22 protein-coding genes are annotated in these 25,350 nt (G+C 73.4%); 4 read left to right on the plus strand and 18 right to left on the minus strand.

What is annotated here, in order from left to right; genetic code table 11:
* Positions 1-32: 32 nt before the first annotated feature.
* From fabG to ACIQUR_RS23740, 8 genes are all read right to left on the minus strand, one after another.
* Positions 33-794, minus strand: coding sequence for a 3-oxoacyl-[acyl-carrier-protein] reductase (gene fabG, locus ACIQUR_RS23705; RefSeq protein WP_403667573.1), 762 nt, complete (start codon positions 792-794; stop codon positions 33-35).
* Between the two features lie 158 nt (positions 795-952).
* Complete coding sequence (locus ACIQUR_RS23710) at positions 953-2,137, minus strand: beta-ketoacyl synthase N-terminal-like domain-containing protein (RefSeq protein WP_403667576.1); 1,185 nt, start codon at positions 2,135-2,137, stop codon at positions 953-955.
* Positions 2,138-2,150: 13 nt separating this feature from the next.
* Entirely contained in the window at positions 2,151-3,506 is a 1,356-nt protein-coding gene (locus ACIQUR_RS23715) for a beta-ketoacyl-[acyl-carrier-protein] synthase family protein (RefSeq protein ID WP_403667579.1), read from the minus strand.
* Positions 3,503-3,766, minus strand: a complete 264-nt coding sequence (locus ACIQUR_RS23720) for an acyl carrier protein (RefSeq protein ID WP_403667582.1) — start codon at positions 3,764-3,766, stop codon at positions 3,503-3,505. Before ACIQUR_RS23720 ends, ACIQUR_RS23715 begins: the two co-directional genes overlap by 4 nt.
* A 180-nt stretch (positions 3,767-3,946) precedes the next feature.
* Positions 3,947-6,442 carry an FtsX-like permease family protein gene (locus tag ACIQUR_RS23725; protein WP_403667585.1) on the minus strand — a complete coding sequence of 832 codons (2,496 nt, stop codon included), beginning with the start codon at positions 6,440-6,442 and terminating at the stop codon, positions 3,947-3,949.
* Positions 6,443-6,478: 36 nt separating this feature from the next.
* The gene (gene sbnB, locus ACIQUR_RS23730) at positions 6,479-7,507 is read right to left on the minus strand and encodes a 2,3-diaminopropionate biosynthesis protein SbnB (RefSeq protein ID WP_403667588.1); all 1,029 of its coding nucleotides are present in this window, start codon (positions 7,505-7,507) and stop codon (positions 6,479-6,481) included.
* Positions 7,501-8,580, minus strand: coding sequence for a 2,3-diaminopropionate biosynthesis protein SbnA (gene sbnA, locus ACIQUR_RS23735; protein WP_403667591.1), 1,080 nt, complete (start codon positions 8,578-8,580; stop codon positions 7,501-7,503). The genes sbnB and sbnA overlap by 7 nt, the downstream gene beginning before the upstream one ends.
* Positions 8,581-8,671: 91 nt before the next feature.
* Positions 8,672-8,806 (minus strand): hypothetical protein, encoded by a 135-nt coding sequence (locus ACIQUR_RS23740; RefSeq protein ID WP_403667593.1) that lies wholly within the window; start codon positions 8,804-8,806, stop codon positions 8,672-8,674.
* 181 nt (positions 8,807-8,987) lie between these two features.
* Between ACIQUR_RS23740 and ACIQUR_RS23745 the strand changes: the two genes are divergently transcribed.
* From ACIQUR_RS23745 to ACIQUR_RS23755, 3 genes are all read left to right on the plus strand, one after another.
* Positions 8,988-10,595, plus strand: a complete 1,608-nt coding sequence (locus tag ACIQUR_RS23745) for a tryptophan halogenase family protein (protein ID WP_403667596.1) — start codon at positions 8,988-8,990, stop codon at positions 10,593-10,595.
* Positions 10,596-10,680: 85 nt separating this feature from the next.
* The gene (locus ACIQUR_RS23750) at positions 10,681-11,265 is read left to right on the plus strand and encodes a flavin reductase family protein (protein WP_403667599.1); all 585 of its coding nucleotides are present in this window, start codon (positions 10,681-10,683) and stop codon (positions 11,263-11,265) included.
* Complete coding sequence (locus tag ACIQUR_RS23755; protein ID WP_403667602.1) at positions 11,252-12,619, plus strand: cation:proton antiporter; 1,368 nt, start codon at positions 11,252-11,254, stop codon at positions 12,617-12,619. The genes ACIQUR_RS23750 and ACIQUR_RS23755 overlap by 14 nt, the downstream gene beginning before the upstream one ends.
* Before the next feature lie 68 nt (positions 12,620-12,687).
* On the opposite strand, the gene ACIQUR_RS23760 is transcribed toward ACIQUR_RS23755, so the two are convergent.
* From ACIQUR_RS23760 to ACIQUR_RS23790, 7 genes are all read right to left on the minus strand, one after another.
* Complete coding sequence (locus ACIQUR_RS23760) at positions 12,688-13,905, minus strand: FAD-dependent monooxygenase (protein ID WP_403667604.1); 1,218 nt, start codon at positions 13,903-13,905, stop codon at positions 12,688-12,690.
* A 72-nt stretch (positions 13,906-13,977) separates the two neighbouring features.
* Complete coding sequence (locus ACIQUR_RS23765) at positions 13,978-15,315, minus strand: phenylacetate--CoA ligase family protein (protein ID WP_403667607.1); 1,338 nt, start codon at positions 15,313-15,315, stop codon at positions 13,978-13,980.
* Between the two features lie 18 nt (positions 15,316-15,333).
* Complete coding sequence (locus ACIQUR_RS23770) at positions 15,334-16,107, minus strand: amidohydrolase family protein (protein ID WP_403667609.1); 774 nt, start codon at positions 16,105-16,107, stop codon at positions 15,334-15,336.
* A gap of 8 nt (positions 16,108-16,115) precedes the next feature.
* Positions 16,116-17,222: a 3-dehydroquinate synthase II family protein gene (locus tag ACIQUR_RS23775; RefSeq protein WP_403667611.1), complete on the minus strand. Its 1,107-nt coding sequence runs from the start codon at positions 17,220-17,222 to the stop codon at positions 16,116-16,118.
* A gap of 142 nt (positions 17,223-17,364) precedes the next feature.
* On the minus strand, positions 17,365-18,162 hold the full coding sequence (locus tag ACIQUR_RS23780) for a 2-amino-3,7-dideoxy-D-threo-hept-6-ulosonate synthase (protein ID WP_403667614.1): 798 nt from the start codon (positions 18,160-18,162) through the stop codon (positions 17,365-17,367).
* Positions 18,163-18,315: 153 nt separating this feature from the next.
* On the minus strand, positions 18,316-19,911 hold the full coding sequence (locus tag ACIQUR_RS23785) for an FAD-dependent monooxygenase (RefSeq protein ID WP_403667618.1): 1,596 nt from the start codon (positions 19,909-19,911) through the stop codon (positions 18,316-18,318).
* On the minus strand, positions 19,908-21,410 hold the full coding sequence (locus ACIQUR_RS23790) for an MFS transporter (protein ID WP_403667621.1): 1,503 nt from the start codon (positions 21,408-21,410) through the stop codon (positions 19,908-19,910). Before ACIQUR_RS23790 ends, ACIQUR_RS23785 begins: the two co-directional genes overlap by 4 nt.
* Positions 21,411-21,717: 307 nt before the next feature.
* Here ACIQUR_RS23790 and ACIQUR_RS23795 point away from each other — a divergent pair, with 307 nt between their 5' ends.
* Entirely contained in the window at positions 21,718-22,230 is a 513-nt protein-coding gene (locus ACIQUR_RS23795) for a cupin domain-containing protein (protein ID WP_403667624.1), read from the plus strand.
* A gap of 95 nt (positions 22,231-22,325) precedes the next feature.
* Here ACIQUR_RS23795 and ACIQUR_RS23800 read toward each other — a convergent pair whose 3' ends face one another.
* The 3 genes from ACIQUR_RS23800 to ACIQUR_RS23810 all read right to left on the minus strand — a co-directional run bounded on the left by ACIQUR_RS23800 (position 22,326) and on the right by ACIQUR_RS23810 (position 25,309).
* Complete coding sequence (locus tag ACIQUR_RS23800; RefSeq protein WP_403667627.1) at positions 22,326-22,826, minus strand: cupin domain-containing protein; 501 nt, start codon at positions 22,824-22,826, stop codon at positions 22,326-22,328.
* Positions 22,823-24,460 (minus strand): FAD-binding oxidoreductase, encoded by a 1,638-nt coding sequence (locus ACIQUR_RS23805; RefSeq protein ID WP_403667630.1) that lies wholly within the window; start codon positions 24,458-24,460, stop codon positions 22,823-22,825. The genes ACIQUR_RS23800 and ACIQUR_RS23805 overlap by 4 nt, the downstream gene beginning before the upstream one ends.
* Before the next feature lie 102 nt (positions 24,461-24,562).
* Positions 24,563-25,309, minus strand: coding sequence for an SDR family oxidoreductase (locus ACIQUR_RS23810; protein WP_403667633.1), 747 nt, complete (start codon positions 25,307-25,309; stop codon positions 24,563-24,565).
* Between the last annotated feature and the right edge of the window lie 41 nt (positions 25,310-25,350).

Below are 25,350 nucleotides of genomic sequence, written 5' to 3' on the forward strand. Positions count from 1 at the left end.
GCGGGACGGGGAGGCGGGGAGCGTCCCGCCGGTCAGACGACGAGGCCGCCGTCGACCTGGAAGACCTGGCCGGTGATGTACGCGGCGCGGTCCGAGGCCAGGAAGGAGACCAGCTCGGCGACCTCCGTGGCGGTGCCGAAGCGGCCCAGCGGGATGCGGCCGAGCATGTCCTTGACGTGCTTCTCGGAGAGCCCGGACGTCATGTCGGTGTCGATGAAGCCCGGCGCCACGGCGTTGGCGCGCAGCCCGGACCGGCCGGACTCCTTGGCCAGGGCCTTGGTGAAGCCGATGATCCCGGCCTTGGAGGCCGAGTAGTTGGTCTGGGTGGCGTGGCCCCCGGCGGCCACCGACGAGAGGGTGACGATCGTGCCGCGGCGGCGCTTCATCATGGGGAAGACCACGGCCTTGCAGAAGTTGAAGGTGCCGTCGAGGTTGGTGCGCAGCACGTCGTCCCACTGCTCGTCGGCCATCATCGCGAGGTGGCTGTCGCGGATGATGCCGGCCGCCGTGACGAGGACGTCCACGGGCCCGAAGCCGTCCTCGACCTCGGCGGTCAGCGCCCGGACGGCGCTCCGGTCGGTGACGTCGGCGCGGCGGGTGAGGACCCGGCCGCCGTGCTCACGGGCCGCCTTGGCGGCGAGTTCGGCCGCCGCCTCGTTGGACTGGTAGCAGAGGGCGACGTCGTACCCGTCGCGGGCGAGGGTCTCCACGACCGCCCGGCCGATGCCCCGGGATCCTCCGGTGACCAGCGCCACCGGCCGTGCCGCTGCGGCGGTGCCGCCTGTCTCGGACATGCTCGGGTCCGCCTTCCTGGGGTGGTGTTCCGCGGTGTTCCGCGGTGTTCCGTCGTGGTGCGGTGGTGCCGTAGAGCGGTGGTGCCGTAGAGCGGTGGTGCCGTGGTGCGGTCGTACGCCGCTGCGCGCGTCCGGGGCACCCTGGGGCACCCCGCGTCCTACGCGCCCAGCCGCAGCAGCCCCGCGCCCGCGGTGCCGTCGCGGTCGACGGCGGTGACGAGGGCGAGGCGGCCGGCCAGGGCCGGGTTGGCGGCGGACTCGGCGAGCACGGCGGCGGTCTGGAACGCGCCGGCGGCCGCGGTGGTGTCGCCGATCAGCGGGCGGGGGCCGAGCCGGAGCACCGGGCCGGGCAGGGCGTCCAGTACGGCGGCCTCCTGCTTGGCCAGCGGCCCTGCGGGCTGCCCCGGTGCCACCAGGGCGAGTTCCTCCGGGTGGGCGCCGGCCGCGGCCAGTACGTCGGCCACGCAGTGCTCCAGGGCGGCGCCGGCCCGCGCCGGGTCGGCGAAGGAGCGGAACCGCAGGCCCAGCACGGTGGCCAGCGGAACCCGCCCGCCCGCGTGGGCGTGACCGGCCCGCTCCAGCAGGAACAGGGCGGCACCCTCGCCCAGCGGCTGCGGGGCGTCCCCGCCGTGGTCGGCGACCCGCTCCAGGCGGGCGCGCTGCGGCGAGAACTCCTCCACGGCTCCGGCGAGGAGGGCACTGGCGTGCCCGGCGCGCAGCAGCCGGGAGGCGTAGTTCAGGGCCAGGAGTCCGGTGGTGGCGCCGCCGGACAGGGTGACGTTGGGGCCCTTGAGGGTGTGCCGGATGGCGCTGGCGCCGGCCGGGCAGTTCATCACCGTGTTGGGGAAGCGGGCGGGGTCGACGTGGAAGGGCTTCTCGCCGGTGAGGGCGGACTCCGTGAAGTCCATGATCGACTGCACGCTGCCGGAGGTGCCGAGCACGAGCCCGGTGCCCTCCGGGTCGTCCAGGCCCTGCCCGTAGTCGGCCAGCAGCATGCCGACGGTGGCGGCGGCGATGGCGGTGACCCGGTCCATCGCGCGGGTGCCCTTGCGGCCGAGCACCTCCCGGATGTCGAAGCCGGGTATCAGCCCGGCCCGGTCGTACGGGACGGGCCACGCGGCCGGGTCGAGCTCGGTCAGGGCGGCCTGCCCGGCGCGCAGGCCGGTGCTGAACTCGGCGCGCCCGAGGCCGTACGGCGAGGCGACCGCCCAGCCGGAGACGACGAGCGCGGCCGGGTCGGCCGGGGGCGGGCCCGCGGGGGTGCCCGCGGGGGTTCCGGCGGGCACGGGCGCCGGGCCGGCGGCCGGCGCCGGGGACGGCACGGCCGGTTCTGTGGCGGTCATGGGGACTCTCCTCTCAGGAGGCGACGGCCGCGGGAACGGCGGTCCGGTCGGCCGCGGGAGCGGACTCGGCGGTCCGGTCCGCCGCGGAAGCGGACTCGGCGGCCCCGGCCCCGTCCCAACGCCCCATCACCAGCACGGCGTTGTTGCCGCCGAAGGCGAGCCCGTTGTTCTGCACGACCTTCAGCTCGGCCTCGACGGCCTCGTTGGGCACGCAGTCGACGGCGCAGTCCGGGTCGGTCTCGCGGTGGTTGACGGTGGGCGGGATGAAGCCCTCGCGCAGGGCCAGGGCGCAGGCCGCGGCGGCCAGGGCGCTGGCGGCGCCCATGGTGTGGCCGATCATGGACTTGATGGAGACGGTGCGGGGCAGGTCCTCGCCGAAGACCTGGCGGATCGCGCCGACCTCGGTCACGTCGTTGGCCTTCGTGCCGGTGCCGTGCGCGGAGATGAAGTCCACGTCGGCGGGGGTGATGCCGGCGTTGCGGTGGGCGGCCCGGATGCACCGGGCGATGCTGTCGCCGTCGGGGGCCACGGGGTGGCTGGCGTCGCAGGACAGCCCGTACCCGAGCACCTCGGCGTAGATCCGGGCCCCGCGGGCGAGGGCGGACTCCAGCGACTCCATGAGCAGGATCCCGGAGCCCTCGCCGGTCAGGATGCCCTGGCGGTCGCTGTCGAAGGGCCGGCAGACGTCGGGGGCGATGGTGCCCAGGCGGTAGAAGCCGGTGAAGGTCTTGAAGCAGAGCGCGTCGGCGCCGCCGCACAGGGCCATCTCCACGTCGCCGGTGCTGATGGCGTCGTAGCCGTAGCCCACGGCGTAGTTGCCGGCCGCGCAGGCGGTGGCGACGGTGACCGTCTCCACGTCCTCCAGCTCCAGCTCCCTGACGATCCCGGCGGAGAGCCGGCCGGGCCAGACCCGGCGGGCGACCACCGGGTCCAGCCGGTCCTGGCCCTCGGCCACCTGGACTCCGACGAGGTGGTCGAGGTCGCGGGACTCGCCGTCGGTCGTGCCGACCGAGACCAGGGAGCGCCTGGCCCGTACGTCGGCCTCGGTGAGCCCCGCGTCGGCGACGGCCATCCGGCTGGCGGCCACCGCGAACTGCGAGGCGCGGCCCAGGTCGTCGGCCGGGAGGCGGCGCAGCCACTCCTCGGCGTCGAAGTCGGTGATCTCGCAGGCGTTGGAGTGGGCGAAGCCGGCGGTGTCGAAGGCCTCGATGGGCTTGGCACCGCTGCGGCCGGCCCGCAGGCCCGCCGCGAAGGCGTCCACCCCGGTGCCGATGCTGGTGACCACGCCGAGGCCGGTGATCACCACGCGGTGCCGGGCCACGGTCCCGGGGTCCCCGGTCCTGGCGGTCTCGGTCGGCTGGGCGCTCACTTGCCCTCGGCCTCCGCCACGACGAGGTAGACGCCCTCGAGGTTGGTCATGCGGGCGAGCTCGGACTGCTCCAGCGTGATGCCGAAGACGCGCTCCAGGGAGGCGAGGATCTCGATGGCGCGGAGCGAGTCGGCGTCGTGCTCCTCCTTGAACAGGCTGGTCTCGGTGACCTCGTCGAGCTCCAGCTCCAGGATGTCGCAGACGATCTCCTTGATCTGGGCCTTGCGGTCGGTGCCGAGCTCGGTGGTCTGGACGGTCATCGCTGCCTCCGTGGGCGGGGTGCGCGGAAAGGTGGATGACAGTGATTGTTCGAGAGGCCGCTATCCGTGCCCTATACGCCGCCCACGCGGCCCCCGGGACGCGGAACGCCCGCCGCCGCACCCCTGTCGACCAGGGGCGCGGCGGCGGGCGCGGCGTGCTTCGGCGGCGGCTCTACGGCGTCAGTCGGCCGCCCCGATGAGGCGCACGGCGGGGGTGCGCAGGGCCAGCCAGGCGGGCACCAGGACGGCCCCCAGCGCCACCACGGCACAGGCTCCGGTGGTGAGGAGGAAGGGGGCCGTGGGCACCTCGACCACCGCGCCGGCGACGAGCTGCTGGAGGGCGCCCCAGAGACCGGTCAGGCTGACCGCGACCACTCCGGCGGCGAGCAGCGCGCCCACGGCGACGACGAGCAGCGCCTCCCCGGCGACGATGGCCACCAGCTGGCGGGGGGTGGTGCCGGTGAGCCGGAGGAGCGCGAACTCCCTGCTGCGCCTGCGGGTCGACATGACCAGGGTGTTGGCGACGGCGACGCCGGTGTAGACGACGGCGATGCCGCCGATCACGTACAGCGCGAGCCGGGCGTCCTCCTGGCGCTTGGTGTCGCCGACGGCCGTCCACTGGGAGACCGGTACGGCACGAGCGGCCTCGCCCTTGACGGCCGCCGCCAGGGCGGTGCGCACCGCGGCCGGGTCGGCGCCGTCGCGGAGCTTCACGTAGGCGGCGGAGGGCAAGTTGCTGCCGGCGTGCTTCGGGGTGAGGACGGCGCCGTTGCCGCTGGTGCTGGTCTTGAAGACGGCGACCACGGTCAGTTCGGTCTTGGTGCCGTCGCCGAGCCAGACCTCGACCTGCTCGCCGACCGAGCGGTTCCAGGACTCGTCGACGGCGATGGTGGTGTCGGACAGCTTGCGCACGTCGCCCTCGACGCCGGGCAGGCCGAGGACGGTGCCGAGGGCGGCGGGGTCGACGGTCTCGGCGGAGTACGGGACGACGGCGCCCTCGCCGCCGGGGCCGGAGAACATGTCGGCGCCGGGGGCGGTGTAGACGGTGGTCGAGGTGGTGGCGGCCACCTGGACGCCCGGGATGGCGGAGACCTTGCCGAGCAGGTCGCGGGTGAGGCCGGGGGCGTGGTCGGGGGCGACCACGTAGTCGGCGGTGTTCACGCGCTGCCCGGCCTCGGTGGCCTTGGCACCCTCCAGGGAGTCCGAGGTGCTCCACAGCGAGCAGACCAGTCCGACGGTGATCAGGACGGGTGCGGCGGTGGCGGCGGTGCGGCGTACGGAGGTGACGGTGTTCGCGCGTACGAGCAGGGCGCCCGCTCCCCGGGACCAGGCCACCGGCAGGGTGGCGAGGCGCGCGAGCAGCGGGATCACGACGGGCGAGAGCAGGGCGAAGGCCAGGATGAGGGCGGGCCCGACGGAGGTGGCGAGGCTGGCCCAGTACAGCGGCGGCAGCAGCGGGGCGACGGCGATCAGTCCGATGCCGGCGGCGAGGGCGGCCAGTCCGCCGAGCCAGCGGAACCAGGTCATGGCCCGGGTCTCGACGGTGGCCTCGCGCAGCGCCTCGATGGGCCGGATGCGCCCGGCCCGCAGGACGGCCGCACCGGCGCCGACGAGGGCGAGGAGCACCCCGAGGAGGGCGACGAGGAGCAGGACGACGATCGAGGCGGCGCCGATCTCGACCCGGAACCACTCGGGCGCGAGTCCCTCCGCGGCGAGCTTGCGGGCGAACCAGGGCCCGGCGGCGAGTCCGGCGAGGGCGCCGGCGGCACCGGCGACGGCCCCGACCCCGGCGGCCTCCGCGAGGACCAGGCGGCGCACCTGCTGCGGCGTGGCGCCGGAGACCCGGAAGAGGGCCAGTTCGCGGCGGCGCTGGGTGACGGAGAAGGCGAAGGTGGAGCCGACGACGAAGACGGAGACGAAGCCGCCCACGCCGGCGGCCATGCCGAGCATGGTGCTGACGCCGACCAGGGCGGCGGAGTCGGCCCGGTACTGGGGGTCGGCCTCGCCGCGCTCCTCGCCGGTGAGCACCTCGGCGGCGCTGCCGACGGCCCGGCGTACGGCCTCGGCGTCGCCGGTGACGACGACGGCGTCGACGCGCGGGGAGATCCGCTCCGCCTCGGCCGGGGTGAAGAAGACCGGCTGTTCGAAGGGGAGTTCGCCGACGGTGCCGGAGACCGTGTACTGCTTCTGGCCCTGGGCCGTCTGGACGGTGACCCGGTCGCCCGGCTTCGCCCTGCCCGCCGGGATGACGACCTGGTCGTCGGCGGCGGGTGCGGTGCCGGCGGTGAGCCGGTAGCCGCCGAAGGCGGCGGAGGTCCAGGGGTGGCCGACCTGGCTGCCGGGGCCGCCGGCGACCTGGGCGTAGAAACTGCGGTCGACGACCGCCCGGCCGCCGGCGGCGGCCTTGGGCAGCAGGGCGGGGTCGAGTCCGCGCGGCTCCTCCAGGGGCAGGTTGTACGTGGTGCCCCAGTCGGCCGGCACGGTCAGGTCTTGGTGGGCGCGCACCACGACCGGGGCCTCGGCGAATCTGCCGGGGCCCCGGTCGGGGCCGCTGGTCGTGGCGACCAGCACCAGCCCCAGGGAGGACATCAGCGCGACTCCCAGGGCCAGCGCCAGGAAGGTCCCGCCGAATGCGGCCCACCTGCTGCGCAGGGTGAGCCAGGCGATGTTCAGCATGTGTGTTTCTCCCGTGGGGGGTTGGGCCGCCGGTCCTCAGACCGAGGCTGTCACAGGTTCCGGCCGGTGCAGGGTGGCCGGCAGGAAGTCGTCGATCTGCACGCCGAGAACCCACTGCTCCGCCTGGTCCTTGACCCAGCGCGCGAGGGCGAGGTCGAGGACGCCGAGGCCGAACGGCGAGTAGACGGTGACGCGTCCGGGGTCGGGGGCGTACCGGGCGGGGTCGCGCAGCAGGGCGCCGATCGGGGCCTCGATGAAGTCCCGGCCGCCGGTCGCCTGTTCGGCGAGGTGCAGGGAGGTGCGCTCGCGGCAGACGTGGTCGCCGTCGTCGACGACGTTCCGGGCGCCCAGGATCGCGTCGACGGTCAGGTCGCGCAGCGAGACGTGGAGCACGGTGGTGCCGGGACGGGCCGCCGTCAGGTCGAGGTGGGGGGTGCCGGCGGTGGTGGCGAGGGAGACCAGCCGGTGGGCGGCCAGCGCCTCCTGGGGGGTCCCGCAGTAGGTGACGGAAGCGCCCGGGACGATCTTCCGGGCCTCGCGGGCGAAGTGGACGGCGCGCTCGGCGTCGAGGTCGTACAGGGCGATCTCGATCAGCTCGGGGAGGCGCGCCTTCGTGAACCGCAGCACCTCCAGGTTGATCGGGCCGAGGCCGATGAGGGAGATGCCGCGCGGCTCGGCCTCGGTGGTGAGGAGTCCGGCGGCGAGGGCGGCGGAGGCGCCGGTGCGCTTGGCGGAGATCAGGGAGGCCTCGATGAAGGCCTCGGGGCTGCCGTCGGTCATCGAGTTGAGGACGATGCTGGCGCTGGCGCGCTCCCGGCCGAGGGCGACGTTGCCGGGGAAGCTGGCGATCCACTTCATCCCGGCGGCCGGCTCGGCGCCGCCGATGTGGGCCGGCAGGCCGATGATGCGGTTGCGGTCGTCCTGGGGGAAGCGCAGGAAGACGGAGTGGGGCAGCGAGGTGCGGCCCTCGTCGTGCAGCCGGTAGGCGTCCGCGACGAGGTCGAGGATCTCCGGCTCCTTCCCCTTGAGTATGTCGCGCACCTCGCGGTGGCCGATGATCAGCACAGCACGGTCTCCTTCAGGGTCTCGCCGGCGTACGCACCGCGGGCGGGGTCCTTCCACAGGTGGGAGACCTCGCCGAAGTGCCCGCGCACCCAGCTGTCGTTGTAGATGGTGTCGAGGTAGCGGTCGCCGCCGTCGGGCAGCACGAGGACCACGTTCGAACCGGGCTCGATGGCCGGTGCGAGGCGTTCCAGGGCCGCGACGACGCCGCCGGAGGAGCCTCCGGCGAGGATCGCCTCCCGGCGTACGAGCCGACGGCAGCCGACCACGCAGTCGAGGTCGGTGACGTGCACGACGCGGTCCGCGTCGCCGCGGCGCAGCAGGGGCGGGCGGACGGAGGCGCCGTGCCCGGGGATGAGCCGGGTGCAGGCGACGGGCGAGTCGAAGAGCACGCTGCCGACCGCGTCGACGGCGTTGACGGTGGTGGTCATCCCGGTCCTGCGGATGTACTCGGCGCAGCCGCCCAGGGTGCCGCTGGTGCCGGCGGCGAGGATGAGCTGGTCGACGCGGCCGTCGAGGGCTTCGGCGATCTCCCGCATGGTGGTCTCGTGGGCGAGCCGGTTGCGCGGGTTGGCGTACTGGTCGGGCCAGAAGGCGTGGGGGATGGTGGAGAGGAGTTCGGCCACGCGGCGCAGGCGCATGGGCAGCAGCTCTCCGGTGACGGGGTCGGGCTCGGTGACGACCTCGACCTCGGCCCCGTAGGCGTGCAGGATCCCGATGTTCTGCTCGGTCGTCCTGGCGTCGACCACGACGATCAGTCGCAGGTCGAAGTAGGCGCAGAGCTGGGCGAGCCCGATGGCCAGGTTCCCCGAGCTGGACTCGACGACCGTGGAGCGGCCGGGGATGAGCTCGCCGGTTCCGATCCGGCCGAGGACCATGCTGAGTGCGGCACGGTCCTTGATGCTGCCGCCGGGGTTGAACCGCTCGATCTTGGCGAACACCCGGGAGGTGAACCCGGGGACGACCCGGTCCAGTTCGACGAGCGGGGTTCCTCCCACCGCCGAGAGGATCCCCTTGAGCCCCGGGGCGTAGGCCGGGCGGCCGGACGTGGTGGTTTTCCCTTCGTCATACGGCATGTGATGCAGCCATCCTCTGCTCGTGTGGCGGGACGGCCCCCGGCCCCTGCCGCCGGAGCGGCAGGGGCACGAAGACGGTGTCCGGCACGGGTCAGGCGTTGTTGCCGTTGTTGTTCGGGTTGTTGTTCGCGTTGTTGTTGATGTTGTTGTTGTTCAGGTTGTTGTTGCTGTTGTTGGCGTTGTTGGCGACGTTGTTGTTCAGGTTGTTGTTGAGGTTGTTGTTCACGCGGGTTCCTTCCGTGGGACGGGTGCCGAGGGTGCTGCCCGGCGGTCCCAGAGTCCGGCCGGCGGCTATATCCGCCCCATACGTCCCCGCCAGGCGCCGCGTAGCTGCGCTATAGCCCCGCCGCTCACTCTGGGCCGCATCGACCCACCACCCTCGCCCCGGAAGAGAGCTGAGAGCTGACATGACCGGCACCGGCACCGACCACCGCATCCAGAAAGTCGTGATCCTCGGAGGAGGTACGGCCGGCTGGATGACCGCGTCCTACCTCGGCAAGGCCCTCCAGGGCACCGTGGACATCACGGTGCTGGAGGCGCCGGCGATCCCGCGCATCGGCGTCGGCGAGGCCACGGTCCCCAACCTGCACCGCGCCTTCTTCGACTTCCTCGGCATCAACGAGGACGAGTGGATGCGGGAGTGCAACGCGAGCTTCAAGATGGCCGTCCGCTTCGTCAACTGGCGGACGGAGGGCGAGGGGGAGGCGCAGGCCCGCACCCTGCCGACCGACGGACCGGACCACTTCTACCACCCGTTCGGCCTGCTCCCCGACTACGACCAGACCCCGCTCTCGCACTACTGGTTCAAGAGAAAGTACGAGGGCAAGACCACCGAGCCCTTCGACTACGCCTGCTTCCGCGAGCCCCCCGTGATGGACGCGCTGAAGTCGCCGCGCTGGCTCGACGGCCGCCCGGCCACGCGCTACGCCTGGCACTTCGACGCGGCGCTGGTCGCGGACTTCCTGCGCCGCTTCGCCACGGAGAAGATGGGCGTCCACCACGTCCAGGACGAGATGACGAGCGTCGAGAAGGACGACCGCGGCTACGTCGCCGCCCTGCACACCAAGTCCGGCGCCCGCCTGGAAGCCGACCTGTTCGTGGACTGCTCCGGCTTCCGCGGCCTGCTGATCAACCAGGCCATGGGCGAGCCGTTCATCGACATGAGCGACCACCTGCTCTGCGACAGCGCGGTCGCCACCGCCGTCCCGCACGACGACGCGGCCAACGGCATCGAGCCGTACACCTCCGCGATCGCGATGAAGTCCGGCTGGACCTGGAAGATCCCGATGCTGGGCCGCTTCGGCACCGGCTACGTGTACTCCAGCAAGTTCGCCTCCCAGGAGGAGGCGACCGAGGAGTTCTGCAAGCTGTGGGACCTCGACCCGGAGACGACGAAGTTCAACCACGTCAGGTTCCGCGTGGGCCGCAACGAGCGCGCCTGGGTGAAGAACGTGGTCAGCATCGGCCTGTCCTCCTGCTTCCTGGAGCCGCTGGAGTCCACCGGCATCTACTTCATCACCGCCGCGATCTACCAGCTGGCCAAGCACTTCCCGGACCGCACCTTCAACCCGGCGCTGGTCGACCGCTTCAACAACGAGATCGAGGTGATGTTCGACGACACCCGCGACTTCATCCAGGCGCACTTCTACTACGCGCCGCGCAACGACACCCCGTTCTGGCGCGCCAACAAGGAGCTGACGCTGCCGAAGAACATCCAGGAGAAGATCGCGGCGTACAAGGCCGGCCTGCCGATCAACTCGCCGATCACCGACGAGTCGACGTACTACGGGAACTTCGAGGCAGAGTTCCGGAACTTCTGGACGAACGGCAGCTACTACTGCATCTTCGCAGGCCTCGGCCTGGTTCCGGACGCCCCGCTGCCCGCCCTGGCCCACAAGCCCGAGTCCGTGGCCGGCGCCGAGCCGCTGTTCGACACCGTCAAGCGCCAGCAGCAGAACCTGCTGGAAACGCTGCCCAGCACCTACGACTACCTGCGCCAGCTGCACGGCGCGTAGCCGATTCCCCCCGTACGGCCCGGCCACCCGGTTCCCCCCACCGGTGGCCGGGCCGTGCTGTACTCATCCCACTGGAGGGACCGCCATGCCCGCACCAGCACACCATCCGACGGCCGTGGAGGCCGGCACCGCCGACATACGCCCGCTCATGGCCGGATTCCCCTCGGGGGTCTCCGTCCTCACCGCGCTCGACGAGGACGCCGCTCCCCGGGGCATGACCTGCAGCTCGCTCGCCAGCGTGGCGCTGTCGCCGCCGACGCTGGTGGTGTGCGTGCGGACGGCCAGCCCGACGCTCGACACCATCCTGGCCGGCGGCCAGTTCGCGGTGAACCTGCTGCACGAGGACGCCCGCGACGCCTCCCAGGTGTTCGCCTCCGGCGCCGACGACCGCTTCGAGCGGGTCGAGTGGCGGCTGCCGCTCGGGGCGGGCGGGCCGCACCTCACCGCCGACGCCCATGCCACCGCCGACTGCGAGGTCGTGCGCACGGTGGAGATGGGCGACCACACCGCGGTCTTCGCCGGGGTCAGACGGGTGACGCTGCGGGAGAACGCCGCGCCGCCCCTGCTGTACGGCCGCCGCCGCTACGCGCGTTGGTCCGACGCGGCGGTCCGGCCGGACCCGCCCGCGCAACCGATCCCCACGGAGGGAGCCGCCCGTGTCCGCCCCTGATCCGCTGCCCTCGCTGCTGATCGCCGTCCCCGCCGTCATCCTGGCGTGCCACGCCGGCGCGGCCCTGGTCCGCCGGCTCGGCCAGCCCCCGGTGATCGGCGAGATCGCCACCGGCATCCTGCTGGGCCCGTCCCTGTTCGGCTGGCTCTGGCCCGACGCCCAGCAGTGGCTGTTCCCGTCCTCCATCGCGCCGTTCACCTCGGTGCTCGGCCAGCTCGGGCTGCTGGCCTTCATGTTCCTGGTCGGCCTGGAGCTGGACCTCAACGCCCTGCGGGGCCACAGCCGTACCGCCGTGGCCGTCAGCCAGGCCAGCGTGCTGCTGCCCCTGGCGCTGGGCTCGCTGCTGGCCCTGGCGATGTTCGGCACGCTCTCCCCGCCCGGGGTCGACCGGCTGCCGTTCGTCCTGTTCATCGCCGTCTCCATGAGCGTCACCGCCTTCCCCGTGCTGGCCCGGATCCTCACCGACCGGAACCTGTACGGGACGCCCACCGGGGCACTGGCCATGGCCTGCGCGGCGGTGGACGACGTGACCGCCTGGTGCCTGCTGGCCGTGGTGGTGGCCGTGGGCTCCAGCGAGTCGGCGCTCGGCGCGCTCACCTCGGCCGCCCTGACCGTGGTGTTCGTGCTGCTGATGTTCAAGGTGGTACGCCCGGTACTGGCGCGGCTCGCGGCCCGGGCCTCCGGAGCGGGCGACGGCGCCGTGCTGGTGCTGCTGTTCAGCGGGCTGTGCCTGGCCGCGCTCGCCACCGACGAGCTGGGCGTGCACGCCCTGTTCGGGGCCTTCCTGTTCGGGGTCGTCACCCCGCGCGGCTCCGGGGACGTCGAGCGCTCCGCGGCGCGGCTGCGGGCGGTGGCGGTGCCGCTGCTGCTGCCGCTGTTCTTCGTGCACACCGGCATGAAGACCGACCTGGCCCTGCTGGCCGCCGACCCGGAGCAGTGGCTGTGGGCCGGTGCGGTGCTCGTGGTGGCGGTGGCGGGCAAGTTCGGCGGCAGCACGCTGGCCGCCCGCGTCACCGGACGCTCCTGGCGGCAGTCGGCGACCATCGGCGCGCTGATGAACTGCCGGGGCCTGACGGAGCTGGTGGTGCTCAACATCGGACTGGAGCTGGGCGTGATCGGGCCCGGGCTGTTCACCATCCTGGTGCTGATGGCCCTGGTCACCACGGCCGCCACGGCCCCGGTCGTCTCCTGGCTGCGCCACGAGGACCCGGACGGCCCGGCGGACGGGGCCCCGGGGGCACGACCGGGCGGGACGGAGCCCGCCGCGGCGGCCGGCACGGAGCCGGCCGCGACGTCCGCTGCGGGGTCCGCCGCGGACGCCGCCGCGTCCGAGGGGGTGCTGTCCCGCCGCTGACCCGCCCCGCCGGAGCCGGTCCGCCCCCTCGCCGACGGGGGCCGGCCGGCTCCGGCGCGCCCGGCGGGTCAGGCGGCCGCGAGGGCGGCCTCGGCGTCGTGGCCGTAGAGCCAGTCCTGTTCGCGCAGGTTCTGCGAGCCGATCAGCTCCGCGTCGCGCTCGCGCTGGCCGTCGCCGTCCGACAGGTGGAACTTCGCCGAGTTGGCCCGCGACTGGCGCTGGATCAGCTCGGTGCGCGGGCGGCGCAGCTCCTCGTACCGGACGAGCGCCGCCCGCAGCCCGTCCGGCCCGGCCTCCGCGGCGGCCAGGCAGCCGGCCAGCACCACCGCGTCCTCGACGGCCTGGTTCGCGCCCTGCGCCATGAACGGCAGCATCGGGTGGGCCGCGTCGCCGAGCAGGGCGATGCGCCCGGTGGTCCAGCGGTCGATCGGGTCCCGGTCGTGCAGCGCCCAGCGGCCCACCGCGTCCGGCGCCTCCACGATCTTGCGGACGTCCGGGTTCCAGCCGGTGTACGTGAGGGCCAGCTCGTCCACCCGCCCGTCGGCCGTCCAGGACTCGGCGGTCCAGTCGCCGGCCGGGGCGGTGGCGCCGAAGCTGATCAGCCGGCCGCCGCTCACCGGGTAGCAGACCAGGTGCTGTTCGGGTCCCAGCCACAGCCGCACCGCGGGCTCCGCCATCAGGAACGGCAGCCGCTCCGAGGGCACCAGCCCCCGGTAGATCGACTGCCCGGAGAACCGCGGCTCGTCGGGGGCGAGGGCCTCCCGGACCACCGAGTGGATGCCGTCCGCGCCCACGACGAGGTCGGCACGGCGCACGCTGCCGTCCTCGAAGCGCAGCACCGCGCCGTCCGCGTCCTCCTCGGCGCCCACGCAGCGCAGCCCGATGTGCAGGCTGCCGTCGGCGAGCCGGCACAGCAGCTGCTGGTGCAGGTCCGCGCGGTGCACGGTGTAGTACGGGGCCCCGTACAGCTCCTCGCACTCGGCGCCCAGCGCGGTCCGGCCCAGCAGGGCGCCGTCGTCCCAGCGCCGCATCTCCACGGCCGAGGGGCGCACGGCCAGTTCCCTGAGGCGCTCGCCGAGACCCAGCCGGTGCAGCAGGCGGGAGGCGTTGGGGGCGATCTGGACGCCGGCGCCCACCTCGCGCATCCGGCGCGTCTGCTCGTAGACGTCGCAGCGGAGTCCGGCGCGGGCCAGGGCCACGGCCAGGGTGAGCCCGGCGATGCCGGCGCCCACCACGGCGATGTGCGGGCCCTCCCGGTCCGGGCCGCGGGTCTTGGGATGGAGCACGGTCGAACACCTTCCGCTGTAGGGCTGCCGGCGGGCGGCGGGGCCGGTGCGGCCCGGCCGCCCGCCGGCGGGTCAGTAGTAGAGGACCGCCTTGTCCCAGTCCTCCTCCGGGCCGAACAGGCTCCGGGGCTTGACCACGTCCGGCATGCCGGTGAGCACCTCGCGGGGCACGAGGGTGCCCGGTGCGACGGTGTCGACCCGGCAGCCCACCCCGAAGCGGCCGCTCACCAGGGCGGCGAGTTCGGTGCGGACCGCCTCCTGGTGCCCGGCGGGGGCCTCCGCCTCGATGCGCAGCCCCTCGGGGCCGGCCTTGGCGCGCCAGAAGAGCACCCCGTACGCCTGGGGCAGCCGGTAGACGAGGTCCTCCAGCTCGTACTGGGTGACCAGGGTGTCCCCGGCGCGGTGGCCGTAGACGGCCCGGCCCAGCACCTTGACCGTGGGCAGCAGCCAGCCGCAGCCGCAGGGCTCGTACGAGACCTCGACGTTGTCCTCCAGGTTGTACCGGAGGAGCGGCATCGCCTCGCGGTACAGCGGGGTGACCACCAGCTGTCCGGCGCCCTCGCGGCCGATCCGGCCGGTCTCCGGGTCGCGCACCTCGAACAGCACGCGGTCGGCCCACAGGTGCAGGCGGCCCTCCGTGCACTCGCCGGCCAGGCTGCCGGTCTCCGTGGAGCCGTACTCCTCGACGACGGGCACGCCCCACAGCGCGCTGATCCGGGCCCGCCGGCCCGGGCTGAGCGGCTCGCCGCCGACGAACAGGGCGCGCAGCGCCGGGAAGTCCCGGCCCGGCCGGTGGCCGGCGGCCTCGGCGGCGGCGGCCCAGATCAGCGGCTCGGTGGGCATCGACCAGGTCATGGTGACGCCCAGGTCGTGCAGGGCCCGCACCACCCGCGAGAAGGGCATGGCCACCGAGCGGTTGTCACCCGGCACCACGGTGGCGCCCTTCAGCCGGCCGGCGGCGTGCGCGAGGTGTCCGGTGAGGAGCATCGCGTACGGGGTGCGGACCATCAGGGTGTCGGAGGCCTCGATCCCGCACCACTTGCGGGCGAACCGCTCGGCGAGGTCGAGCCAGTCGTCCTCGGTGTAGTACGTGGGGGTCGGCGAGCCGGTCGAGCCGCTGGACTCGTGGTAGGTGGCCAGCTCGCTCTGCGGGACCGCCAGCAGCCCGAAGGGGTAGGCCTCCCGCAGGTCGTCCTTGCTCGTGACCGGCAGGCCGGCGAAGGCGGCCGGGTCGGTGGTCAGGCCGCCGGGGCCCGACCTGGCCTGGTAGAAGGGCGACTTCGCGGCCCGCTCCAGCATCACGCCGAGCCGGGCCTCCTGGAGCGCGGCCAGTCCGGCCCAGTCCCGCCAGTCGCCGATCTCGGGGCGGGTCTCGGCCGGGGTGGCCGGTGCCGCCGTGTCGTCGGTCATCCGGGGCTCCTCCTCATCTCATGTCCGCTCGGGCTCGCCCAGCACGCGGCAGGCGTTGCGCCAGGTGGCCGCGTGCCAGTCGGCGTCCTCGAAGCCCGCTCGGCGCAGCTTGTCGAGCTCGGTCGCGGGGTGCTGGAGCGGTGCCTCGGAGCCGAAGAGGATCCGGTCCGGGCCCAGCAGCCGCAGGGCGGTGCGGGCGACGACCGCGTAGCCGCCGGAGGTCTCGGCCAGCACGTTGGGCAGGTCCCCGACGAGTTCGAGCGCGTACAGGTCGATGTTGCCGATGCCCATGTGCCCCAGGACGAAGGTGACGTCCGGGTGGGCGGCCGCCAGCTTCACCAGGTCCGCGACCGTGGCCCCGGGCCGCTCCAGGCAGACCGTGTAGACGCTGTGCCCGGCCTCGCCCGCGGCCGCCACCAGGGCGGCGGTCCGGGGGTCGTCGAGCCCGACGCCGTGCACGGCCGGGGAGATCTCCAGCCCCCTGAACTCCGCGGCCCGCTCCCGGTACTCGGCCGGGTCGCGGTGCGGGTTGGCGAACCAGAAGGGCACCAGCCGGCCGCCGGAGGCCGCGCACGCGGCGCGCACGGCCTCGTTGTCGGCGTCGGTCTCGATGTGGCCGCCCTCGATCAGGTTCCGGGACAGCCGCTCCAGCGGCATGGTGCCGCCCGCGCACACCACGGCGCGGGCGACACCGCTCTCGTCCATCATCGAGAGCAGGCGGTCCGCGGCGTGCTCGACCGGCGCGAGCCGGACGTGGAAGTCGAGCACGGGCCGCGGGTCCGCCGTCGTCACGTGAGGGCTCACTTTTCCAGGCAGAACTCGTCGATCGGGTAGCCGACGTGGCGGTCCTCGGTGGGCAGGTAGCCCAGGACCTTGTCGCCCGGCTTGAGTTCGGTGCTGTTGAGGACCACGCCACCGGGGCCGAGGACCCGGACGTGCCAGTCGTCCTGGAGGATCAGGTTGACCTTGCGGCCGTCGGGCGAGACCGCGTTGATCGAGATCAGCGGACGGGACTCGATCTTGACGCGGCCGACGGTGACCATGCGGGTCTGGCCCTTGACGTCCACCGCCATGACCTTGCTGCCGGACTTCAGCTCGCTGAGGTAGTGGGTGCGCTCGTCCTTGGACAGCGTGTACGAGTGGATGGCGCCGGCGTTGACGCGGAACGGGCGGGTCGGCATGTACGGCAGCGGGTGGGTCTCGCTGACGCAGAGGATCATGCCCTTGGAGTGCGAGCCGACCAGGATGCCCTCGTCCTCGCGGAAGTGGGTGCAGGTGTCGACGCAGGCCCGCTCGCCCATGCCGATGTGCTCGGTGTCGGTGATCTCCAGCTCGGTGAGGTTCAGGTCGGGCACCTCGGCCAGGGCCGCGGCCTTGAGCTTGGAGGTCTCGCCGACCGCGGCGGGCTTCATCATCACGCCGTCGGAGCCGTGCTCCAGGACGCCGAAGATGATCTCGGCCTCCTCCACGTCCTGGGCTATGGTCACCAGGCTGCCCTGCGAGCGGGCGGCCGCGGCGATCACGATCTCCAGCGGGATCTTGGTCGGATCGCGGAAGAGGAGCAGGCTCCACTGCTCGGTGCGGGCGGACTCACAGGCGTCCTCCAGCGTCTTCGCGTCGATGATCTCGACGAACCGGCCGAAGTCCACCTCGGGGTGCTTCAGGGCCAGTTCGGCGGTGGTGGTGCCGTGGTGCTCCGGGTCGACGATGACGATCGTGGCGTCGCCGAACTCGGCGGGCAGCTCCTTGCCCTGCGGGAAGTAGACCTTGCTGACGGTGGGCGGCAGGCCCTCCAGGTCCGCGAGGTCGTCGACGACGATGCCCTCGACGCGGTAGTGCAGCGCCTCCTGGAGGATGGCTTCCTTGGCCTCGCCGAGACCGCGGACGTCGAGCCAGCTGAGCTTCATGAGTGTGAACTCCCAAGTGCGTGGTGGTGCCGTGCGGGCGTTGCCGTCGGGCGGCCGCGCGGGGGCGGTCCGCCGGGGCCCGCGGCGGGAAGGTGCGGGTCGGGGAAATCGGGGGACGTCAGGGCAGGGGGAAGGCGCGGGATCAGGCGGCGGACGCCGCACGCGCGGTGGTGCCGTGGATGACGTCCGCGATCTTCCGCGTCAGGGCGCCGGGGTCGGCGGCCTGGAAGATGTTCCGGCCCATGGCGACGCCGGCGGCGCCGCCGCGCAGGGCCTCGTCGACGTACGCGAGGACCTTTCCGGTCTCGGTCTGCCGGGGGCCGCCGGCGACGATGACCGGTATCGCCGCGCTGCGGACCACGTCGGCCATCTCGTCCGGGTTGCCGACGTACGGGGCCTTGACGATGTCGGCGCCCAGTTCGGCCGCCAGGGTCACCGCGTGGGCGACCAGGGCCGGGTCCTTGGGGTTCTCGATGCGCGGGCCGCGGGGGTAGACCATGGCCAGCAGCGGGACGTTCCAGCGGTCGCAGAGGTCCGAGACGCGGCCGAGGTCGGCCACCTGCCGGCGCTCCTCGTGGGAGCCGAGGTTGACGTGCACGCTGACCGCGTCGGCGCCGTACCGCAGGGCCTCCTCGACGCCGGCGACGAGGTACTTCTCGTCCGGGTCGGGCGCGTGGAGGGTGCTGGCGCTGAGGTGGACGATGAGCGAGGTCCGCGCGAACCGGTCGTGGCCCACCTGGCGCAGGCTTCCCTTGTGGAGGACGACCGCGTCCGCCCCGTTCTCGCAGACCTGGCCGACCAGCTTGTCCAGGACCGACCGGTCGAAGACCGGGCCGTCGCTGATCGGGTGGTCCATCGGGACGACCAGGAGCCGCTGGTCTCCCTCGCCGTACAGCCGGTTCAGGCGAACCCTCCGGCCAAAGGGCAGATTGGTGAACATCACGCCTCATCTCCGGTAAGTGGGGGGCGGCTTCGGATCTCGGGTGTGGTCCCGGCCGCCGCCGACAGAGGGAAGTCTTCCGCGGGGCGGCGGGCCGGGACATCGCTTGATCACGGGATCCGGCACGTGAGGGTCACGTGAGCCGGAGCCCGCTCAACTGCCGGTCACGTGACGCAGGATGGCGTCCCACTCGGCGGCGTCCGGGGCCTCGTCGGCGCGCCAGGCCACGTGCTGGTCGGGTCGTACGAGCACCAGGTCGCGCTCCCACCGGTCGCGCGCCGCGGCGTCGTCGACGGTGAGCAGCGTCAGCGGCAGCCCGTGGTGCAGGGCCTTCTCGGCGAGCGGCACGCCCTTGAGGTCACCGGACAGGTCGACCAGCGTGTAGCCCTCGCCGAGGAGGTCGAACAGCTCCCTGCCGTCGGCGAGCCGGAGGCTCGGGGGGCGGCTGCCGGGCCAGGTGGCGGGGACGATCTCCTGCCAGCGCCAGTCGGGTTCCGGGCCGTCCTCGTGCCGGATCACGGGCGAGGTGCCGTACCGGTGGCCGAAGTGGATGCCCGGGTTGTCGATCTGGTACCGCTCCTTGTCGAGGTACGCGGCCAGCTGGGGGCGGGTGGCGCCGGCGGCGGCCAGCGACGGGAAGCGGATCCAGACGCCCAGCAGGTGGGCGCACATCTCCCGGTTGAAGAGCGCCACCGGGCGGCGTTCCGCCTCGTACGCGTCGAGCAGCGCGGGGCCGGCCCAGCCGCCGACGGCGGCGGCCAGCTTCCAGCCGAGGTCGACGGCGTCGCCGAGGCCGGTGTTCGCCCCGTGCCCGCCGGTCGGGTAGAACTGGTGGGCCGCGTCGCCGGCCAGGAAGACGCGGCCCTCCCGGTACCGCTCGGCGACGGCCAGCCGCCCGTACCAGTAGGCGATGTTGATGACCTCGTCGGCCTCGAAGTCGAAGCCGAGGCGCTCCTTGACGACGGCCAGCGGGTCGGCCGGCTCGGGTTCGCCGTCGGGCAGGACGAAGGTGCCGGTCCAGGTCCGGACGCCGTCGCGGTTGACGAGGGTGGCGCCGCCGGCGGCGATGGTGAGGAAGAACTTCCCGTGGCGGGTGAGCGCGGGGTCCTCGCTGCGGAAGTACACGTCGCAGTGACGGGTGGCGGGCCCGCTGTGGTGGGTGCCGATGCCGGTGGCGCGGCGCACGGAGCTGCCGCCGCCGTCACAGCCCGCCAGCCAGTCGGCGTGCAGCGCGTACGTGTGGCCGTCGGCCTCGTCGCGCAGCACGGCCTCGACGCCGTGCCCGTCCTGGGTGAGGGACAGGAAGCTCTGGCCCTCGCGCAGGTCGATCAGGGGGTGCCGGCGGACCCTGCCGCGCAGCACGTCCTCCAGGAGCGAGCCCTGGAGCCGCTGGTAGGGCTCCAGGGGCGCGGTGCCGTCGTTGCGGTCCGCGTACCGTTCGCGCAGGCCGGTGACGGAGGGGTACTCCCAGACGGAGACGGGCGGCTGCGCCGGGTCCTGGGTCCACAGGAAGTTGAAGGGCTCGTCGGGCGAGACGCCCCGCTCGCGGATCTCCTCGGCCACGCCCAGGCGGCGCAGCAGCTCCATGCTGCGGCCGTTGATGAAGTCCATCTTGGGGTGGGCGGAGACGGTGGTGGAGCGCTCGACGACGGTGGAGCGGACGCCGTGCCGGGCGAGTTCGAGGGCGAGGGTGGCGCCGACGGGTCCGGCGCCGACGATCAGTACGGGGGTGTGCGTGCCGGCGGTCATGCCGCGGCTCCTTCCTGGGCGGCGCCCTGGTCCGCCTGCTGGGGCGGGGGGCCGAAGTTCAGCAGCCGGGTGAGCAGGACTCCGGCCACGGCGAGGGCCACGGCCACCCAGAGCGCCCAGCCGTAGCCGGCGGCGAGTGCCTCCTCGGCGGCGGGGGCCGGGCTGCGGCCGAGCAGGGTGTGGGTGTGGCTCTCCGCGAGGGCGGCGAGCAGGGCGAGGCCGACGGCGCCGCCGACCTGCTGGCTCATGGTGGCCAGGCCCGAGGCCGCGCCGGCGATGGGTCCGTCGAGGCCCATGGTGCAGGTGACGAAGGCGCTGACGATGGCGATGCCGACGCCGAGGCCCCAGACCACGGTGGGCGCGAGGAAGCCGGTGACGAGCTGCGCGTCGCCGCCGATGAGGGCCGCCCACCAGGCGAGGCCGCCGGCCTGCAGGAGGAGGCCGATGGCCATGGAGTTGTGCGGGCCGAAGCGCAGCAGGCGGGGGGCGAGCTGGGTGCCGGTGAAGGTGGCGACCGGGATGGGCAGGTAGGTGAGGCCGGTCAGCAGGGGGCCGTAGCCGCGGACCTTCTGCATGTAGAGGGTGATGATGAAGAAGGTGGCGAACATCAGGGCGCCGACGATCGCGATGGCCGCGTTGCCGACGACGATGTTGCGCCGGGCCAGCAGCATGCGCGGGACCAGCGGGTCCTCGGCGGTGCGCTGGCGGATCACGAACACGCCCAGCAGCACGACGGCGGCGGCGAACTGGGCGAGGGTGGCGGCGGCGCCCCAGCCCTGGGCCTGGCCGCGGATCACGGCGTAGATCAGGACGACGAGGCCGAGGGAGAGGGACAGGGCGCCGGTGACGTCGATGCCGCCGGAGGCCTGCTGGTGGGTGCGGGGCAGCATCCGGAAGCTGGCGATGAACACGCCGAGGCCGATGGGCACGTTGATCAGGAAGGCCCACTGCCAGGCGGCGGCGGTGAGCAGGCCGCCGAACAGCACGCCCGCGGCGGCGGCGAAGCCGCCCATGCCGCTGAAGATGCCGATCGCCTTGTTGCGCTCGGCGCCCTCCGGGAAGATGTCGGTGATCAGCGCCAGGGCGGCGGGGACCACCATGGCGGCGCCCAGGCCCTGCACGACGCGGCCGGTCACCAGGTGCCAGTCCTCGGTGGCGGCGGCGCAGAGCAGCGACGCGAGGGTGAAGACGGCGACGCCGGTGACGAACAGCCGCCGCCGGCCGACGAAGTCGGTGGCCCGGCCGGCCAGCAGCAGCGAGCCGGCGTAGGCGAGCAGGAAGGCGTCGACCACCCAGGCCAGGCCCGTGGCGGAGAAACCGAGGTCGCGCTGGATGCTCGGCAGGGCGACGTTGACGATCGAGGTGTCGAGGACGGTGATGAACTCGATGAGGGCCAGCACCCAGAAGGTGGCCCACGGGGAGCGCACGCCGCCCCGCACCGCGTCCGGCGGGTCCTGGGGGCCCGCTCCGTGGATCTCACTGCTGATGTCACTGGTCATCGGCGATGCCCTCGGCTCTCGTAAGGAAGTCTCGTAAGGGGACTGCTGCTCATGGGGGTTCTCGGGGGTTCTGTGGGGGTCTTCCGGAGTCCGGTCGGGGGTCCGGTCGGGGGTCCGGTCGGGACGACCGCCTCATGCTGGACCCGCGGCGGGGCGCCGGACATCGCGTCTTCGCGTGATGCTGGACGGGGTCCCGGCCGGGGAAGATCCCGCGATCGTGCGGCAGTGCCGGGAGGGCGCCCGCGGCCACGATGGGGAGCGTCGGCCCGCCGTCACCGGACGGCGGCGCGAGCTCTGAGGAAGCCTGATGACGCAGATCACGGGAACCCGCCGTGACGGGGTGATCCACGTCCCGGCGGGTACGGGACCGTCCCTCTGGATACCGGAGGACACGCAGTCCGAGGACGCGCTGGGGTCGGTGAAGGCCACGTACACCGTGAAGGTGGACAGCGCGACGACGGGCGGCACGCTGTCGGCCGTGGAGGCCTCGGTCCCGCCGGGCAGCGGCCCGCCGCCGCACGCCCACGACCACGCGGACGAGGCGTACTACATCCTGGAGGGCACCTTCGAGGTGCTCGACGGCGACCGGCTGATCACCGCGCGCCCGGGGGACTTCATCTTCATCCCGCGCGGGACGACGCACCGCTTCAAGAACGTGGGCCCGGACGCGGCGCGGATGCTGTTCCTGTTCACCCCGGCCGGTTTCGAGGGCCTGTTCTACGAGATCGGCGAGCGGGCGGTGCCGGGGCAGCCGTGGCCCCGGGTGACGGAGAAGGACGTCGAGCGCGCCGGTGAGGCAGGCCCGCGGTACTTCCCCTGAGCCGGTGGCGCGCCGCCGGGCACGTCCGCGTGCCCGGCCCGCTCCCGGGCACGCGGAAGGGCCCTTCCCCGGTGGGGGAAGGGCCCTTCGGCCGTTCAGACGAGGGTGACCCCGTGCCGCTCGGCGAGTTCCGCGAGGCTCTCGGGGCGCAGCGCCATCCCGTATTCGGCGGCGTGCTCGGCCACCCGGTGGGGCGGCGGCGGGCCGCCTGCGCCCAGGGCGGGGATGCCCTTGAAGTAGTCGTCCAGGTTGCCGGGCGTGACGACGAGGACCATCCGGGCGGTGGTGGTGCCCGCGTTGAAGAAGGTGTGCGGGGTGCCGCGGGGGGCGAAGAGCGCGCTGTCCGCGCCCGCGGTGAGCAGCTCCCCGCCCAGTTTGAGGGTGAGTTCGCCCTCGATGACGTACGCGGACTCGTCCTCCCGCGTGTGCGTGTGCTCGGGGGCCACCAGGCCGCCCGGCTCGACGGTGATCTCCATGAGGGTGAGGCCGCCGCCGGTGGCGGACGCCGGCAGCGCCAGCCGCTCGGTCACCTTGGGGCGCGGCAGGACGAAGCCCTCCCCGGGGCCGTACAGGGCCCCCTGGCTGCGCAGGGTCATGAGGCGGCCTGCACCGACTGGGCGTGCCGGAAGACGTTCCGGGGGTCCCAGGCGGCCTTGGCTCGCTGGAGGCGCGGGTAGTTGTCCTTGTAGTACAGGGTGGTCCACGGGACGCCGGAGGTGTTCTGGGCCGGGTCGCCGAGGTCGATGTCGCAGTAGTTCACGAAGCAGCCGTCCATGACGTCGCCGGGTACGGGCACGCCGCCGGTCTCCGCGTACGCCTCGCGGTACACATCACGTATCCACGCGATGTGCGCGGCGTCCTGGGCGGGCTCCTGCCAGCCGACGAGGTACATCAGCTTCATCACGGAGTCGCGCTGGGGCACGGCGGTGTCGGCGGCGGCCACGGTGTTGGTCCGGCCGCCGTAGCCGGAGATCTGCACGAGGGAGAAGGGGTTGCCGTAGTCGTCCCGCGTGAGGTGCTTCCACAGGGCCGCGGTGTGGGCCGGGGTGAAGTTCTTCCGCATGTAGGCGGACTTGAAGTCGGCGCGTCCGGTGCCGTCGCCGCCGAACATGCCGGACCAGTGGGTGGCCTTGAGCCAGGGCATGCGCAGCTTGGTGGTCAGCCGCGGGGTGATGCCGGTGCCCTCCGCGACGGCGGCCGCGAAGTCGGCGATCATCTGCTCGGCACCGGGCACGGAGGCGTCGACCTGGATGGGCAGGGTGTGCCGGCCGGCGGCCCGGTTCATCACCATGAAGCGGCTGAAGAGGGCGGCCGCGGGGGTGCCGGCGGCGCTGTTGCGCTCGTGCCAGGCACCGAAGTTGAGCAGCATCCGGCTGAAGCCGGCCTGGGTCAGGCCGTCCCAGGGGAGGTCGTACGAGGCGATCCACACCTCGGACGGGGGCTTCGGCAGCAGCTTCGCGGGATCCGTGCTGTTGACGCCGTGGCTGCGCATGAAGTAGCGGGTCACTACGCCGAAGTTGCCGCCTCCTCCGCCGGTGTGCGCCCACCACAGGTCGCGCAGCCTGGCGTCCGTGGAGTCGCGGGTGGCGACGACCACCGAGGCACGGCCGCCCGCGTCGACCACGACGACCTCCACCCCGTAGAGGTGGTCGACGGTCAGTCCGAGGGTGCGGTTGAGCACGCCGTACCCGCCGCCGGCGATGTGGCCGCCGGCGGCGACGGTCGGGCAGGAGCCGCCGGGGATGGTCACGCCCCACTTGCGGTACAGCTGCTCGTACACGTCGCCGAGGGAGGCGCCGGCCTCGATGGCGAAGGCGCGGCGGGCGGAGTCGTAGTACACCGCCCGCATCTCGGACAGGTTGAGGACGACCTTGACGTCCGGGCTGGTGGTGAAGTCCTCGTAGCAGTGGCCGCCGCTGCGCACGGCGATCCGGCGTCCGGCGGTCACGGCCTGCTGGACGGCGTCCAGCGCCTGCTGGGTGGTGGAGACGACCACGACCTGCTCGGGGGTGCCGATCCAGCGGTTGTTGTCGCCGCGGGCGAGGTCGGGGTAGCGGGGGTCCGCGGGGGTGACGGAGACGGCGGGCGTGGTGGGGGTGAGCCCGGCCTCCGCGGCGGGGGCCTCGTCGGCCGCGAGGGCGGAGGAGCCGGGGAGGGCCGCGGCGAGGGTGGCTCCGCCGGCGACCGCGGTCGCCCCTGCCAAGAGGTTTCTGCGCGTCAGGCGACGCATGGGGAACTCCTGTTCGTGGGGGTGCGCCGGGCCCGCGAGCGGACCCGGCGCACAGCGTCGTCACGGGAAGGGGCGCCTGGCTGGCTCCAGGGCCCGGCTCGGCTACTCGAAGCCGCCGTTGACTCCGATGACCTGGCCGGTGATCCAGCGCGAGTCGTCGCCCGCGAGGAAGGCCACCACGTCGGCGAGGTCCTGCGGCCGGCCCAGGCGGCCGAGCGGGGTGCTGCCGGTGATCTGGTCCACCATCTGGCGGGCCTCGTCGGCCAGCATCTCGGTGTCGGTCGGGCCGGGGGCCACGGCGTTCACCGTGATGCCGCGGCCGCCGAGGGCGTGCGCCAGGGACCGGGTGAGCACCTCGACGCCGGCCTTGGTGGCACCGTAGGCACCCATGAAGGCGATGCCGCCGTTGGGCAGGCCCGCGGCGACGTTGACGACGCGGCCGCCGTCGCGCAGGCGCGAGGCGGCCTGCTGGCCGGCGAAGAAGACGCTCTTGAGGTTGGTGCCGATCAGCCGGTCGAAGTCCTCCTCGGAGAGGTACTCGATGGGGGCGGCGGCGAACACGGCGGCGTTGTTGACCAGGATGTCCACGCCACCGAACTCGCGCTCGGCCGCGTCGAAGAGGCCCTGGACGTCGCCCGCCTTGCTGACGTCGCCCGCCACGGCCACGGCCTGGCCGCCGTCGGCCTTGATCTTGCCGACGAGGTCCTCCGCCTGCTGCTGGGCGCCCTCGCGTCCGGCCCGGAAGTTGACGACCACGGCGGCGCCCTCACGGCCCAGGCGCTCCGCCACGGCGCGGCCGATGCCGCGGGTGGCGCCGGTGACGATGGCGACCTTGTTCTGCAGAGACATGCTCCCTCTTCCCTTGATTTCGGAACGTTGTGCGGTCCGAG

The sequence above is a fragment of the Streptomyces sp. NPDC101132 genome (assembly GCF_044759225.1).
In the GTDB taxonomy this organism is placed as follows: Bacteria; Actinomycetota; Actinomycetes; order Streptomycetales; family Streptomycetaceae; genus Streptomyces.

Coding starts and splice junctions, on each gene's coding strand:
- fabG (WP_403667573.1), bottom strand. CDS start 794: ATGTCCGAGACAGGCGGCACCGCCGCAGCGGCACGGCCGGTGGCGCTG.
- ACIQUR_RS23710 (WP_403667576.1), bottom strand. CDS start 2,137: ATGACCGCCACAGAACCGGCCGTGCCGTCCCCGGCGCCGGCCGCCGGC.
- ACIQUR_RS23720 (WP_403667582.1), bottom strand. CDS start 3,766: ATGACCGTCCAGACCACCGAGCTCGGCACCGACCGCAAGGCCCAGATC.
- ACIQUR_RS23725 (WP_403667585.1), bottom strand. CDS start 6,442: ATGCTGAACATCGCCTGGCTCACCCTGCGCAGCAGGTGGGCCGCATTC.
- sbnA (WP_403667591.1), bottom strand. CDS start 8,580: ATGCCGTATGACGAAGGGAAAACCACCACGTCCGGCCGCCCGGCCTAC.
- ACIQUR_RS23745 (WP_403667596.1), top strand. CDS start 8,988: ATGACCGGCACCGGCACCGACCACCGCATCCAGAAAGTCGTGATCCTC.
- ACIQUR_RS23750 (WP_403667599.1), top strand. CDS start 10,681: ATGCCCGCACCAGCACACCATCCGACGGCCGTGGAGGCCGGCACCGCC.
- ACIQUR_RS23765 (WP_403667607.1), bottom strand. CDS start 15,315: ATGACCGACGACACGGCGGCACCGGCCACCCCGGCCGAGACCCGCCCC.
- ACIQUR_RS23775 (WP_403667611.1), bottom strand. CDS start 17,222: ATGAAGCTCAGCTGGCTCGACGTCCGCGGTCTCGGCGAGGCCAAGGAA.
- ACIQUR_RS23780 (WP_403667614.1), bottom strand. CDS start 18,162: ATGTTCACCAATCTGCCCTTTGGCCGGAGGGTTCGCCTGAACCGGCTG.
- ACIQUR_RS23785 (WP_403667618.1), bottom strand. CDS start 19,911: ATGACCGCCGGCACGCACACCCCCGTACTGATCGTCGGCGCCGGACCC.
- ACIQUR_RS23790 (WP_403667621.1), bottom strand. CDS start 21,410: ATGACCAGTGACATCAGCAGTGAGATCCACGGAGCGGGCCCCCAGGAC.
- ACIQUR_RS23795 (WP_403667624.1), top strand. CDS start 21,718: ATGACGCAGATCACGGGAACCCGCCGTGACGGGGTGATCCACGTCCCG.
- ACIQUR_RS23800 (WP_403667627.1), bottom strand. CDS start 22,826: ATGACCCTGCGCAGCCAGGGGGCCCTGTACGGCCCCGGGGAGGGCTTC.
- ACIQUR_RS23805 (WP_403667630.1), bottom strand. CDS start 24,460: ATGCGTCGCCTGACGCGCAGAAACCTCTTGGCAGGGGCGACCGCGGTC.
- ACIQUR_RS23810 (WP_403667633.1), bottom strand. CDS start 25,309: ATGTCTCTGCAGAACAAGGTCGCCATCGTCACCGGCGCCACCCGCGGC.